This window comes from Brevundimonas sp., assembly GCF_965278935.1.
Lineage (GTDB): Bacteria > Pseudomonadota > Alphaproteobacteria > Caulobacterales > Caulobacteraceae > Brevundimonas.
The window spans coordinates 2,300,055-2,313,377 of record NZ_OZ257124.1 but is presented as its reverse complement, the minus strand read 5'-3'; the positions used below and the strand labels follow the sequence as shown (position 1 = coordinate 2,313,377).

The following is a 13,323-nucleotide window of genomic DNA, read 5'->3' as shown; positions in this document are numbered from 1 at the left end:
GGACCGGATGAGAAGTTTTCGGCTCGCGCCAAGGGCTCCGTCGCGACCGGTTCACGCGAGCGGCCGGTGACGGGCTTCGTGCAGCCTGTGGGGTTTTCGTCGCTGTCGACCCCCACGCTTTGCGCCGCTTAAACCCTGTCCGACCTAGGCCCGCGACGGGCGGAGGGTGTCAGGTCCCTCCGGGCTCCACGGTTTGTCACCCCATGGACAGTGCTGCATCAGCGCCGGTTCGTGCCTCCACGGATCCAGGTCGTCGCCGGATCAGGGTCCTCGGCCGCGCGCAGCGATACAGTTTCCCGCTCGATCGCGCCCCACCACACGTCCGGGTCCTGGGCCCAGGACGCCTTCCCCCTGCGATGGGACGCGCACAGTGTACGCCCGGTCCGGGAGGGGGCGCACAGGAAGGCTTTAAATAACCCCGGGCGTTGAAATCGTTGGGGTCCTGGGCGGATGTGTTGATGGGTATGGCACGGACTCCCTCTCCCGGTGGGAGAGGGAAAGGCCATCAACCGCCCGGGCGGACGACCATGCAGGTGACGCGGCGGGCGTCGAGGGCTTCGCAGGCGCTGCGGGCGGCGGCTTCGCTCATGCCGGTGAAGCGCGAACGATGCCAGCCGGCGACGTCGATGACATTGCGTTCGGCGCTGGAGAACTGGGTCCGGAAGCGACGATTGACCTCGGTCAGCCAGTTCCGGGCCACGGTCGCGTCGCGGAAGGCGCCGACCTGGACGGCCCAACGCCCGGCCGGGGGCGTCGCGGCCGGACGAGGCGGATTGGCGACGGCGCCGCGATTCAGGTTCGAGGCGGATCCGGCGGGCGGGGCGACGCCGCCGTTGAGGCTGGCGGTCAGGTTGCCGGTGCGGGGCGGCGCCGCGACCTCTGCGCGGCGGACCGGCGGCGCGGCGGGCGTGGCCGCGGGCGGAATCGGCGTGGCGCGGGTGTAGCCGGGCGGCGAGGGCGTCGGCGTCGGCTGGGACACCGGCGCCGGCAGGGCGGTCCAGGCCACGCTGCTGGACCCCTGGCCCTCCTCGCGTTCGGCGGTCGGGGCGCCGTTGAGGGCGGCGTAGGCGACCGGGCCGCCGGTGTCGGGACCGCCGATGCCGAAGCCGCGCGCCTCGAAGAAGGTCTGGGCCGTCTGGATTCGCTCGCCGGCGGCGCGGCGGTTCTCGACCTCGAAGCCGGTGTCCATCAGGGCGGCGACGTGGGCGTTGCGGGTCGGGCTGGAGCGGCCGCCGAGCACGATGGTGATCACGCGTTTGCCGTTACGCACGGCCGAGGCCGCCAGATTGTAGCCCGAGGCGTTTGTGAAGCCGGTCTTGATGCCGTCATAGCCCTGACCGCTCAGCAGCAGGCCGTTGGTGTTGCGGTACTCGCGACCCTGATAGTTCCAGTCGTGAAGGCCGAAGTAGCTGTAATATTGGGGATAATCGCGCATGATGGCGCGGGCGAGGATGGCCAGGTCGCGAGCGGATGTCAGCTGGCGGCTGTCGGGCAGGCCGTTCGGATTGACGTAGCGGGTCTGGGTCATGCCCAGCTCTTCGGCTTTCAGCGTGGCCATGGAGGCGAAGCGGGCCTGGGAGCCGCCGATGTGTTCAGCGATGGCCATGGCCATGTCGTTGGCCGACCGGACCGTGGTGGCGCGCATGGCGTCGTCGAGGCGGATCGTCTGACCGGCCGCGAGACCGAGCTTGGACGGGGGCTGGGAGGCGGCGAGCGGGGAGACGGTCAGGACGTCGTCGAGCGTGGCCGAACCCTTCTCCAGCGCTTCGAACGTCAGATAGAGGGTCATCATCTTGGTGACCGAGGCCGGATAGCGGCGGCTGTCGGCGTGACGGGCGAACAGGACCTCGCCCGTACCGGCGTCGACGACGATTGCGGCGTAGCGGCTGTTCTCGCCGGTCTGGGCCTGAACCCTGTGAATGCCGAGACTGGCGAGGCCGACGAGAAGCGTCAGCGCGCAGAGCCCTGCCATCACGCGGCGCATGGGGGTCGATCCGTTACGCATCATCGCCAAGCGAAGCCTCTTATTCCCGTGACGCGACGACGGCCCCCCGGCGCGACGCAAGTTATGAGTCTAGCATGAGGCCGTCAGGTTTCACGGTGGTTAAGCAGGTATCAACGCGGATTTGAACGAACCAATCCTGACGGGCGCGCTCTTCCGGAGGCCGCCTGCGGAATGTGATCGACGATCATATGTTGCAGTGCACAAGAGTCCTTGACGCGTGTTCGCACTTGCACCATATGGGCTTCATCGAGCCGGGAATCGCCCGGGGAGAGACACATTCAGCGGGCCAGCCCGCGATCCATCTGGTTCAGGAGACGATCATGACTGACACCGCCGCCACCGTGAAGAAGACCATCGAGCAGGCCACCACGACCGCCAAGGTCCAGGGCGAGCAGTTCAAGGCCCAAGCCGAACAGTTCCAGACCAAGGGCACGCAAGCCCTGCGCGAAGGCGTCGAGAAGACCTCGGCCACGATCGCCGAGCTGTCGGCCCAGTCGAAGCAGAACCTCGAAGCCCTGACCGCTTCGGCCACCGCCGCCCAGAAGGGCGCCGAGGCCCTGTCGGCCCAGGTCGTTTCGTACTCGAAGTCGAGCTGGGAAACCGGCGTCGCCGCCGCCCAGACGATCTCGCAGGCCCGTTCGATCCAGGAGCTGATCGAGCTGCAGACCAACTTCGCCAAGTCGGCGATGGAAACCTACCTCTCGGAAGTCACCAAGATGACCGAGACCCTGACCGGTTCGGTCAAGGACAGCTTCAAGCCGATCAACGAGCGCGTCACCGCCTCGGTCGAGAAGTTCCAGGCCGCTCGCTAAGGCGACCTGCCTTCCACAGTATCGCGTACTGAAAAGGCCCCCCGGAGCGATCCGGGGGGCCTTCTTCATGCGCGTCGCGGGAGGGGCTCAGTCGCGACGGGCAGAACCGGAAGCCGTGGCGCCGGCGGAGACCGAGGCGCCATTGCGGTTTGCCGAGGCGCCGGCGTTGACGCCGGCTGCGCCGTTGAGGGCGCGGGTGCGGCTGCGGGCCGGAGGATCGCCGGCGGCCGGCTGCGGGTCGGCGGCGGGGGCCGACGCCGCGGCCTGATTGTCGGACGCGGGCGCCGTCGCGTTTTCCCCGGCGGCCGGTGCGGAGACCAGGCCGCCCTGGCCGGCGCCCGAGGCGGAGCTGGAGAGCGCGCCGTCGGTGAAGGAGGAAGCGCCGTTCAGGGCGCCCGAGCCTTCGCCTCGCAGGGAACCGGCGCGGTTCAGCGCGCCCCCGAGCGCGCCCTGACCGTTGGCGGCTGCGGTTCCGGCCCGGTCGCCGGCGCGGGAGGCCGCGGCGGCAGCGCGGGCCTGGGCGGCCTGGGTGCGGCGTTCGGCGCGGGTCAGGCCGTCGGTGGCGCGATCCCGCAGTCGCGAGGCGTCGAGACCGCCGGTCAGCGACCCGGTCCCGTTGAAGGCGCCGGCGCCGGCTCCGCCCAGACCGCCGAGGCCTCCGCCCAGTCCGCCGCCGAGGCTGCCGCCCAGTCCGCCGGAACCGCCGAGGATCTGGGCCTGGGCCGCGCCGGTCAGGGCCAGGCCGAAGGCGACGGTCGCCAGGGTGAGTGTCTTCTTCATGGGAGTCTCTCCTGTGTGTCGTGGGCGGTGTTCGCCCTCACAGGGTCCAACGACCCGCCTGTCGGCTTTCATCCCGACGGGCTGAAATTTTCAGCGCGACAGCCGGCCCCGGGCGCCCATGCCGGCCGGTGCGACGCGAGAGCCGGTTCCGACCAAGCCCGCGCCATAGACCGGGTCGCGGCCGGGTTCGCCCAGATCCGCAGCCGAGTTCGCGAGGGCTGTGACGGCCCCGGCCCCGCCACCGTTGCGGGACAGAAGCCCGGCCACGATCGGGGCGGCGAAGGAGGATCCGCGCACCGTCGTCCAGCTTCCGGCCGAACCGGCGGCGGCCATGTCGGCGCCCGGCGCGGCGAAGTCGACCTGGGGGCCGCGCGCCGCCTCGGGCAGGGTCCGGTCGCGGGCGCTGACCGCCGTGACCCCGACCACGCCCTCGTAGGAGGCCGGATAGAGGGGCGGGGCGGCCGGGCCGTCGTTGCCGACGGCGGCGACCAGGGTGACGCCGCGCGCCTGGGCCCCCGCGACGGCGCGCTCTACCAGGGCGTTGCGCGGTCCGACGAGGCTGACGTTCACCACGGTGACGCGCTGTTCCACCATCCAGGCGAGGGCCTGGGCGAGACCGGTCGAGGTGCCTCCGGCGGGATCGCCGCCATAGATGTCGGCCACCAGGATGTTCTGGCCCGGCGCTCCGCCGGAGAAGGCCCCGCTGCGGCCGACCATGAGGGAGGCGACGGCCGTGCCGTGGGCGCCGACGCGGGCGGGGCCGGCGAAACCGCGCTGGGAGACGCCCGAGGCCGTGAAGGCGGGGTGGGTCACGTCGATGCCGGTGTCGATCAGGCCCAGGCGGGCGTTGATCGCCTGCGGGCCCGTCGCAACCGGACCGCCGGTCGCGCCGACGCCGGTCATCCCCGCCGGGGAATGGACATGGTTGAAGGCGATCTCGGCGTCCGGGGCGATCTCGCGCAGCCGGTCGACCGCGCGGCTCAGGGAGAGACGGCGCGGCGGGGCCAGCACGGTCGCGGTCAGGCCGAGGGCCTCCAGCGGCTCCTCGCGGAGGACGGAATAGCCGGCCGCGAGGGCTCGTGCCCGCGCCTCGGGCGACAGGTCGACGGCGACGATCTCGCCGGACACGACGGGCCAGCCCAAGGGGTCGGCCTGCAACGCGCCGTGCGATCGACGGACGAGGCCGTCCAGCCGGGCAGGCGCCTGGAGCAGGCGGTCCAGGCTATTCGGGATCAGACCGTCGCGGGTCAGGGGCAACCGATCTGTGAGTCCCGACGGGAGCGTCGGCAGGGCGGGAGCGGGCAGTCCGCCCCACTGGGCCCAGGACGGCGTCGCAACCGCGACGGCGGCCAAGGCCAGACATCCCGCCATCCGCCTTGCCGCCCTCTGTCTGACCAGAGCCATCGTCTTCCTTTCGTCCGCCCTTGCCCGGCGGCCATACATTCGTCTTATGCCATGGATGAAACGAACGGGGCCGGTCGTTTCATCCGACATGGACGAGGTAAGGGCTTGGACGAATTTCAGACGGGGCTTGTGGAGTTGCTTCCTCGCCTTCGCCGCTTTGCGCGTGTTCTGCGGACCCGTGATGCGGATGCGCAGGATCTGGTCCAGCAGACGGTCGAGCGAGCGCTGGCGTCGCGTTCGAAATTCCGCCCGGGTACGCGCCTGGACAGCTGGGCCTTCACGATCATGAGGCGGCTGGCGATAGACGAAGGCCGGTCGGTCCTGCGGTGGGGCAAGGTGGTGGCCGCCGAGGACGACGCGACTGTCCGGGTGGCGGACATAAGCCAGGCCGACGAAAGTCTGCGCGCGGACGCCCTGGCGGCGCGCGACGCCATACACGCCCTGCCGGACGAGCAGAGGCACGCGGTCGCGCTGGTTCTGATCGAGGGCCTTTCCTACGCCGAGGCGGCGGAGGTGCTGGGCGTGCCCGCCGGGACGCTGACGAGCCGGCTTGTCCGGGGCAGGCAGAGCCTGATCCAGACCCTGGCCGAACAAGGAGTGACCGGATGACCCGGCTGGACGACGAAATCCTGATGCGCCGCGTGGACGGCGAACTGGACCCCGCCGACGTCGCACGCGTCGATGCGGCCGCCGCCTCCGAGCCGGACGTTGCGGCGCGGCTGGCGGCGATGCGCGGCGCCCGCAAGGCGGCCGTGGAGGCGTTTCCGGTCGCGGTCGATGCGCGGGACCGGGACCTGGCGCGAATGATCGCGGCCTCGGGCGCGGCGAAGGCGTCCCCGTTCGTCGGGATCGGCCGCGCGCTGGCGGAAGCCTTGGCGCCGCGCCGGGCGGTGATCTGGGGCGGGCTGGCGACGGCGGCCTTCGTCGGTGGGCTGGCGCTGGGGCCGCTGCTGGACGGGCGAGCCGAGGGGGTTCGGGTCGAGGGCGGAGCGCTGGCCGACGCGGGACTGGTGCGGGTGCTCGACACACGGCTGAGCGCGGACGGCGCCGACGGGTCGGGCCGGTCGGTCGGACTGACCTTCAGGGACGGGGAGGGGCGTTGGTGCCGGACCTTCCGGGCCGCCGAGGCCGGGGTGGCGGGCCTGGCCTGCCACGCCGACGGCGAATGGACGATGCAGGTGCTGGCGCCGCTGCAGGGCTTGACGGGCGAAATCCGTCGGGCGGGGAGCGAGACGCCCGAGGCCGTGCTGAGCGCCGTCGATGCGACCATCGCGGGGGAGACTCTGGACGCCGCCGACGAGACCCGTGCGCGGGACGCCGGCTGGGGTTGAGCCTTCGGCGCGCCCGTTCACGACAGCCGTGACTGGACGCGACTACAAAAGCGGCTGACACTTCCTACATAGCGTTTCGACTCCCCCGAAATGACGGACAACGGATGCCTACCAAACGGCCAGGTGAAGGACAGGATCAGGGCTTCGGCGCTGGCACCATCACCGAGACGAAACCCAAGCTTCAGAAGCCCTCGCTCTATCGGGTGCTGATCCTGAACGACGACTACACGCCGATGGAATTCGTCGTCTATGTGCTGGAGCGGTTCTTCCAGAAGAGCCGCGAGGACGCGACCCGCATCATGCTGCATGTGCACCAGCATGGCGTCGGTGTGTGCGGCGTCTTCACCTACGAAGTGGCCGAAACCAAGGTCGCCCAGGTGGTCGAGACGGCGCGCCGTCACCAGCACCCGCTGCAATGCACTATGGAAAAAGACTGAGAGGATCTCCCCATGCCCTCGTTTTCACGTCCTCTCGAAGAGACCCTGCACCGCGCGGTCTCCTACGCCAACGAACGCCGCCACGAGTATGCGACGCTCGAGCACCTGCTGCTGGCCCTTGTCGATGACGCCGACGCCTCGGCGGTGATGAAGGCCTGCAACGTCGACCTGACCGCGCTGAAGACGGCGCTGACGCTTTACGTCGACACCGATCTGGCCGCGCTCGCCACCTCTGACGGCGAGGACGCCAAGCCAACCGCCGGCTTCCAGCGCGTGATTCAGCGCGCGGTGATCCACGTCCAGTCGTCGGGTCGCGAAGAGGTGTCCGGCGCCAACGTGCTGGTCGCCATCTTCTCCGAGCGCGAGAGCCACGCCGCCTACTTCCTGCAGGAGCAGGACATGACGCGGTACGACGCGGTCAACTACATCGCCCACGGCATCGCCAAGAAGGCGGGCATGAGCGAGCAGCGTCCGGCCAAGACCGGCGGCCAGTCGCCGGAGGAGGCGGAGGACGCGGCCGCCGTGAAGTCGGGCGGCGAGGCGCTGGAAGCCTACTGCATCGACCTCAACGAGAAGTCGCGTAACGGCAAGATCGACCCGCTGATCGGGCGTCAGGCCGAGGTGGATCGCTCGATCCAGATCCTGTGCCGCCGGACCAAGAACAACCCGCTGCTGGTCGGCGAACCCGGCGTCGGCAAGACCGCCATCGCCGAAGGTCTGGCCCGCAAGATCGTCAACCACGAGGTCCCGGCCGTGCTGGAAGGCGCGACCATCTACAGCCTCGACATGGGGGCGCTGCTGGCCGGCACCCGCTATCGCGGCGACTTCGAGGAACGGCTCAAGCAGGTCGTCAAGGAACTCGAGAACCACGAGAACGCGATCCTGTTCATCGACGAGATCCACACGGTGATCGGCGCGGGCGCGACCAGTGGCGGGGCGATGGACGCGTCCAACCTGCTGAAGCCCGCCCTGGCGTCCGGCACCCTGCGCTGCATGGGGTCGACGACCTACAAGGAGTACCGCCAGCACTTCGAGAAGGACCGCGCCTTGGTGCGTCGCTTCCAGAAGATCGACGTCAACGAGCCGACGGTCGAGGACACGGTGAAGATCCTGAAGGGGCTGAAGACCGCCTACGAGGGTCACCACAAGCTGCGCTACACCGATGCGGCGATCCGCTCGGCCGTGGAACTGTCGGCCCGCTACATGACCGACCGCAAACTGCCCGACAAGGCGATCGACGTGATCGACGAGGCGGGGGCGTCGCAGATGCTGCTGCCTGAGTCGAAGCGGAAGAAGGTCATCGGCCAGAAGGAGGTCGAGGCCGTCGTCGCCAAGATGGCCCGCATCCCGCCGAAGTCGGTGTCCAAGTCCGACACCGAGGGCCTGCGCGAGCTGGAGAAGGACCTGAACCGGGCCGTCTTCGGTCAGGACGCGGCGATCGAGCAGGTGGCCTCGGCCATGAAGCTGGCCCGCGCCGGCCTGCGCGATCCGCAGAAGCCGATCGGATCCTTCCTGTTCGCCGGTCCGACCGGCGTCGGCAAGACCGAGGTGGCCAAGCAACTGGCTTCGACCCTGGGCATCGAGATGCTGCGTTTCGACATGTCGGAATATATGGAGCGGCACACCGTTTCGCGTCTGATCGGCGCCCCTCCTGGCTATGTCGGCCATGACCAGGGCGGCTTGCTGACCGACGCCGTCGATCAGCATCCGCACGCCGTGGTCCTGCTGGACGAGATCGAGAAGGCCCACCCCGATGTCTACAACATCCTGCTCCAGGTCATGGACAACGGGATGCTGACGGACGCGGTCGGCAAGAAGGTCGATTTCAGGAACGTGGTCCTGATCATGACCACCAACGCCGGCGCGGCCGACAACGCCCGGGCCTCCATCGGCTTCGGTCGCGGCAAGGTCGAGGGCGAGGACGAGAAAGCCATCCAGCGCCTGTTCGCGCCGGAGTTCCGCAACCGTCTGGACGCGGTGGTCAGCTTCAAGGCCCTGCAGCCCGAAGTGATCCGTCAGGTGGTGACCAAGTTCGTTCTCCAACTGGAAGCCCAGTTGGCGGACCGGAACATCACCATCGAGCTGACCGACGACGCGGCCGACTGGCTGGCCAAGAACGGCTTCGACGAACTGTATGGCGCGCGCCCCCTGGGCCGGGTCATCCAGGAAAACATCAAGAAGCCGCTGGCCGACGACATCCTGTTCGGACGCCTGACGCGTGGCGGCCATGTGAAGGTCGAGCTGAAGGACGGCAAGATCGTCTTCGACATCAAGGCCGCCAGCGGCGGTCCGGTGAAGGAAACGATCGAAGGGGTGGCGGTCTGAGGACATCGGTCTCCTCCCCGTCGCGCGGCGATGGGGAGGTGGCTCGGACCGAAGCGGAGAGACGGAGGGGGTCTTGCCGCCTCCGGAACCCCTCCGTCAGCTCGCGAAGGACTCGCCGCCACCTCCCCATTCGCCAAGCGGCGAACAGGGAGGAGACAATTGCAAAAGGCCCGGGAGCGATCCCGGGCCTTTCGTTTGTCTGGGGCTGAAGCCTAGTAGCGGCGGCGGCCGGAGCCGGCCATCAGGAAGGCAATGCCGGCGATGATGCCGGTGGTCAGGAGCGGCTTGCGGCGGGCGAAGTCGAGACCGGTCTTCACCGGGCCGCGCAGGTCCTGCGGTGCGCGGTCCGACAGGGTGTCGAGCTGGTCGAGGGCGCGGCCATAGTAGTCGAGCGCCTTGCCCTTCACTTCGTCGAACTTGCCTTCGAGCTGGAGCTTGGTGTCGCCCGTGAGGTTGCCGAGGCCGCTTTTCAGCTTGCCGTTCAGGCCGCTGGCGGCGCCTTGGATACGTTCGTCGGTCATGGTCGAAATCCTTGCAGAGGGTGTGCCGGGGAGGCGTGTCGGGATAGCGCATACGAACCGCTCAGGTTCCGTGAAGATCGGTCCTTGCGAGCCCGTCCAAGCGTGGCGATATCAAGCGTGACGATAATGGCGAAACCGGGAGCGAGACGACGATGCTGAGGTTCATTCTTCAGGCGGTGGTGACGGCCTTGGGCCTATGGCTGTCGGCCTATCTGGTTCCGGGGGTCGAGTTCCTGTCGACCGGGTCGTTGATCGCAGCGGCGGTGCTGCTGGGGTTGGTCAACGCCATCGTGCGGCCGGTGCTGGTGTTCGTGACCTTCCCGCTGACGGTGATCACCTTCGGTCTGTTCCTGCTGGTCGTGAACGCGGCGACGATCGGGATCGTGGCGAGTTTCCTGGGCGGGTTCGTGGTCGACGGCCTGTGGGCGGGGGTGGGCGCGGCGGTAGTGACCGGGGTGGTCAGCTGGATCGTCGGATCGATCATTCCTGACGACCGGCGGGCCGTCGCGCGGGATTAACCCGGACGATATTGACGAGGGCGGTTTTATCCGGGTAAATCGGGGCCCATCTTTAGGAGCCGCCCATGTCCGCCGCCACAGTCCAGTCCTGCACTGCCTTCGCCGGCCACCGGATGATCGCGTCCGGATCGCCGCGGGAGGTCGTCGGCGCGGTCAAGGCGGCGGTCGAGGCGGGCGAGAGCGTGCTGGTGTTCGACGACGCCGACGCCCGGCCGGTCGAGTTCGATCTGCGCGGCGATCTGGAAGCTGTGATGGCGCGCCTGGCGCCGCCGGTCGAGGAGAAGCGCGGGCCGGGGCGGCCGAAGCTCGGCGTGACGGCGAGGGAGGTGACTTTGTTGCCGCGCCACTGGGACTGGCTGGCTGGCCAGCCCGGCGGGGCGTCAGTGGCGCTGCGGAAACTGGTCGAAGGCGCCCTGCGCGAGGCCGAGGGGCCGGACCGGGTGCGCAAGGGCCGGGAGGCGGCCTATCGCTTCATGACCTCCGTGGCGGGGGACTTGCCGGGGTATGAGGAGGCGACGCGGAGGCTGTTCGCGGGGGACGCGGCAGGGTTCGAGGCGGCGGTGGCGGGCTGGCCGGAGGGTGTGCGTCGATACTCGACAGAACTGGTGTCGCCCTAACCCACCTTCACCCGTGTCGCCGCCTCGGGGAGGTCTTCCCCGAACGCGCGCTGGTAGAACTCCGCGATCGTCGGCCGTTCCAGCTCGTCGCACTTGTTGAGGAAGGTCAGACGGAAGCTCAGGCCGAGGTCGCCGCCGAAGATGGTGGCGTTCTGGGCCCAGGTGATGACCGTGCGGGGGCTCATGACCGTCGAGATGTCGCCGTTCATGAAGGCGTTACGGGTCATGTCGGCGACGCGGACCATGGCGGCGATGGCGCGCTTGCCGTCGGCGGTGTTCCACTCCGGCGCCTTGGCGGCGACGATCTCGGCTTCGACGTCGTGGTCGAGGTAGTTCAGGGTGGTGACGATCGACCAGCGGTCCATCTGGCCCTGATTGATCTGCTGGGTGCCGTGATACAGGCCCGAGGTGTCGCCCAGACCGATGGTGTTGGTCGTGGCGAACAGGCGGAAATATCTGTTCGGGCGGATGACGCGGTTCTGGTCCAGCAGGGTCAGGCGGCCCTGGGCCTCCAGCACGCGCTGGATCACGAACATCACGTCGGGGCGGCCGGCGTCGTATTCGTCGAACACCAGGGCGATCGGGCGTTGCAGGGCCCAAGGCAGCATGCCCTCGCGGAACTCGGTGATCTGTTTGCCGTCCTTGAGGACGATGGCGTCCTTGCCGACCAGATCGATGCGGCTGACGTGGCTGTCCAGGTTCACGCGAACGGTGGGCCAGTTCAGCTTGGCCGCGACCTGTTCGATGTGGGTCGACTTGCCGGTGCCGTGATAGCCCTGGACCATTACGCGACGGTCGAAGGCGAAGCCGGCGCAGATGGCCAGCGTGGTCTGGGGGTCGAACTTGTAGGCCGGATCGACCTCGGGGACGTGGCTGTCGACCGTGTCGAAGACCGGCACGATCATGTCGGAATCGATGCCGAACACCTCGCGCACCGAAGCCTTGCGGTGGGGTTCGAACGTCAGCAGCGGATCGGGGGTCGCGTCGAGGGGAGAGGCCATGGGCCTGCGATTATCGCACCGCCGTCGGGTGGTCGAGACCCATACCGCGCTTGAGCGCCTGATCGATCAATCCGGGCACGGATGCGGCGATTAGAGGGGCGATCCGCTTGAGCGCGCGGACGGGCAGGGACTGGCCGGCGACGAAGCCGGTCAGGCCCCGAGATGTCTTGACCCAGGCGGCGTCGACGGCGTGCCGGACACGGGCGTAGTCGGCGATCCGCGACAGGTCTCCGTTCAGGGCGTCCGCGGCGCAGGCGGCGAAGACGAAAGCGTCCTCGATGCCGAGGTTCATGCCGCGTCCGCCGATGGGCGAGTGGATGTGGGCGGCGTCTCCGGCCAGGGCGACGCGGCCGACCGCCATGGTCGGGACCATCCGGTGCGAGACCTTGAAGTCGGACTGCCACAGGACCGGGCCCGCCTTCCAGCCGGCGGGCAGGCGCGGCAGCAGGTCGGCGCCGAAGCCGATTATGCGGAAAACGCCGCCCGAGAAGGGCAGGGTGATCAGCGGCCCGGCGCGCTGGAACTCGATCCGGGCCTCGTCCTGCGGCGCCCCCTCGATCGCGACGTCGATCAGATGCCAGGGCTCGTCCGAGGCGTCGCCGGGGAAGTCGAGGCCGAGCGCGTGGCGCGTCTCCGAATGGGCTCCGTCTGCGCCGAGCAGCAGTGAGGCGGTCACCGTTTCGCCTCTCGACAGTGTGACGGTGATGCTGTCGGCGGTCTGGGTCAGGCCGGTCAGGCCCGCGCCGTACTCCGGGCGGACGCCGAGGTCGGCCAGCGCCTCGGCCAGCAGGGTCTCCGTGCGGGCTTGGGGCAGGATGGTCATGGGGCGACCGGGCGCGATCCGGTCCCAGCAGGGACGGAGGGTGGCTGTCGTCCGGCCTTGGTGGGCGACGCGGATGGTGTCGATCCGCTGGCCTTCACCCAGAACGCGGTCGGCGACGCCTGTGTCCGCCAGCAACTCGAGCGTGCGCGGATTGACGGCCAGGGCCTTGGAGGTGGTCGTGGGGCCGGCGGCCTCGTCGACGATGCGGACGGCGACGCCCCGCCGCGCCAGGAACAACGCCGCCGCCAGTCCCGTGGGACCGGCGCCGACGATCAGAACCTGAAGAGACGGGGCGCTCATGGCCTCAGATTAGGCGGCCGACAGTTCCACGTCGACGTTGCCGCGGGTGGCGTTGGAGTAGGGGCAGACGGCGTGGGCCTTTTCGATCAGGTCCTCGATGACGGCCTGCTCCAGGCCGTGGTCGGTGACCTTGAGCGTAACGGCCAGGTTGAAGCCTTCGCCCCTGGTGTTGGGGCCGAAGCCGACGGTCGAGTGAATCTTCGTGTCCTTGCCGACGGGCGTGCCGGCCTTGCCCGAGACCAGGCGCAGGGCGCCGAGGTAGCAGGCCGCGTAACCGGTTGCGAACAGCTGTTCGGGGTTGGTGCCGGGACCGTCGTCGCCGCCCATGGCCTTGGGCACCGACAGGGTGACGTCGATCTTGCCGTCGTCGGTGGCCGAACGACCGTCGCGGCCGCCGCCGGAAGCCGTGGCGCGGGCTGTGTAGAGAACATCCATGGAAAGCTCCTGTG

14 protein-coding genes are annotated in these 13,323 nt (G+C 69.2%); 7 read left to right on the top strand and 7 right to left on the bottom strand.

The features are described from left to right. Positions 1-505: 505 nt before the first annotated feature. Positions 506-1,984 carry a D-alanyl-D-alanine carboxypeptidase gene (locus ACQY68_RS11655; RefSeq protein ID WP_428149594.1) on the bottom strand — a complete coding sequence of 493 codons (1,479 nt, stop codon included), beginning with the start codon at positions 1,982-1,984 and terminating at the stop codon, positions 506-508. Between the two features lie 341 nt (positions 1,985-2,325). On the opposite strand from ACQY68_RS11655, the gene ACQY68_RS11650 reads away from it, so the two are divergent. Next, positions 2,326-2,817, top strand: coding sequence for a phasin family protein (locus ACQY68_RS11650; RefSeq protein WP_428149593.1), 492 nt, complete (start codon positions 2,326-2,328; stop codon positions 2,815-2,817). 87 nt (positions 2,818-2,904) lie between these two features. Here the strand turns inward: ACQY68_RS11650 and ACQY68_RS11645 are convergent, their stop codons facing one another. Together ACQY68_RS11645 and ACQY68_RS11640 are read right to left on the bottom strand one after the other, a co-directional pair. Beyond that, positions 2,905-3,597, bottom strand: a complete 693-nt coding sequence (locus tag ACQY68_RS11645) for a hypothetical protein (protein ID WP_428149592.1) — start codon at positions 3,595-3,597, stop codon at positions 2,905-2,907. A gap of 90 nt (positions 3,598-3,687) precedes the next feature. After that, the gene (locus ACQY68_RS11640) at positions 3,688-5,001 is read right to left on the bottom strand and encodes a S8 family serine peptidase (protein WP_428149591.1); all 1,314 of its coding nucleotides are present in this window, start codon (positions 4,999-5,001) and stop codon (positions 3,688-3,690) included. Between the two features lie 129 nt (positions 5,002-5,130). Between ACQY68_RS11640 and ACQY68_RS11635 the strand changes: the two genes are divergently transcribed. From ACQY68_RS11635 to clpA, 4 genes are all read left to right on the top strand, one after another. Next, complete coding sequence (locus ACQY68_RS11635; protein WP_428152650.1) at positions 5,131-5,610, top strand: RNA polymerase sigma factor; 480 nt, start codon at positions 5,131-5,133, stop codon at positions 5,608-5,610. Beyond that, positions 5,607-6,332 (top strand): hypothetical protein, encoded by a 726-nt coding sequence (locus tag ACQY68_RS11630; RefSeq protein ID WP_428149590.1) that lies wholly within the window; start codon positions 5,607-5,609, stop codon positions 6,330-6,332. Before ACQY68_RS11635 ends, ACQY68_RS11630 begins: the two co-directional genes overlap by 4 nt. A gap of 104 nt (positions 6,333-6,436) precedes the next feature. Further along, positions 6,437-6,769 (top strand): ATP-dependent Clp protease adapter ClpS, encoded by a 333-nt coding sequence (clpS, locus tag ACQY68_RS11625; RefSeq protein ID WP_303694323.1) that lies wholly within the window; start codon positions 6,437-6,439, stop codon positions 6,767-6,769. Positions 6,770-6,781: 12 nt separating this feature from the next. Continuing rightward, positions 6,782-9,094, top strand: coding sequence for an ATP-dependent Clp protease ATP-binding subunit ClpA (clpA, locus tag ACQY68_RS11620; protein WP_428149589.1), 2,313 nt, complete (start codon positions 6,782-6,784; stop codon positions 9,092-9,094). A 212-nt stretch (positions 9,095-9,306) separates the two neighbouring features. Here clpA and ACQY68_RS11615 read toward each other — a convergent pair whose 3' ends face one another. After that, positions 9,307-9,615: a CsbD family protein gene (locus ACQY68_RS11615; RefSeq protein WP_428149588.1), complete on the bottom strand. Its 309-nt coding sequence runs from the start codon at positions 9,613-9,615 to the stop codon at positions 9,307-9,309. Between the two features lie 152 nt (positions 9,616-9,767). Between ACQY68_RS11615 and ACQY68_RS11610 the strand changes: the two genes are divergently transcribed. Both ACQY68_RS11610 and ACQY68_RS11605 read left to right on the top strand, forming a co-directional pair. Next, on the top strand, positions 9,768-10,133 hold the full coding sequence (locus tag ACQY68_RS11610; RefSeq protein WP_428149587.1) for a phage holin family protein: 366 nt from the start codon (positions 9,768-9,770) through the stop codon (positions 10,131-10,133). 65 nt (positions 10,134-10,198) lie between these two features. Continuing rightward, the gene (locus tag ACQY68_RS11605; protein ID WP_428149586.1) at positions 10,199-10,750 is read left to right on the top strand and encodes a DUF2239 family protein; all 552 of its coding nucleotides are present in this window, start codon (positions 10,199-10,201) and stop codon (positions 10,748-10,750) included. On the opposite strand, the gene cobS is transcribed toward ACQY68_RS11605, so the two are convergent. Genes cobS through ACQY68_RS11590 form a run of 3 tightly spaced genes read right to left on the bottom strand, consistent with a single transcriptional unit; the run spans position 10,747 to position 13,309 of the window. Further along, complete coding sequence (gene cobS / locus ACQY68_RS11600) at positions 10,747-11,751, bottom strand: cobaltochelatase subunit CobS (RefSeq protein ID WP_428149585.1); 1,005 nt, start codon at positions 11,749-11,751, stop codon at positions 10,747-10,749. The genes ACQY68_RS11605 and cobS overlap by 4 nt on opposite strands. A 10-nt stretch (positions 11,752-11,761) precedes the next feature. Beyond that, positions 11,762-12,874 (bottom strand): FAD-dependent oxidoreductase, encoded by a 1,113-nt coding sequence (locus ACQY68_RS11595; RefSeq protein WP_428149584.1) that lies wholly within the window; start codon positions 12,872-12,874, stop codon positions 11,762-11,764. Between the two features lie 9 nt (positions 12,875-12,883). Further along, positions 12,884-13,309 carry an organic hydroperoxide resistance protein gene (locus tag ACQY68_RS11590; protein ID WP_428149583.1) on the bottom strand — a complete coding sequence of 142 codons (426 nt, stop codon included), beginning with the start codon at positions 13,307-13,309 and terminating at the stop codon, positions 12,884-12,886. Between the last annotated feature and the right edge of the window lie 14 nt (positions 13,310-13,323).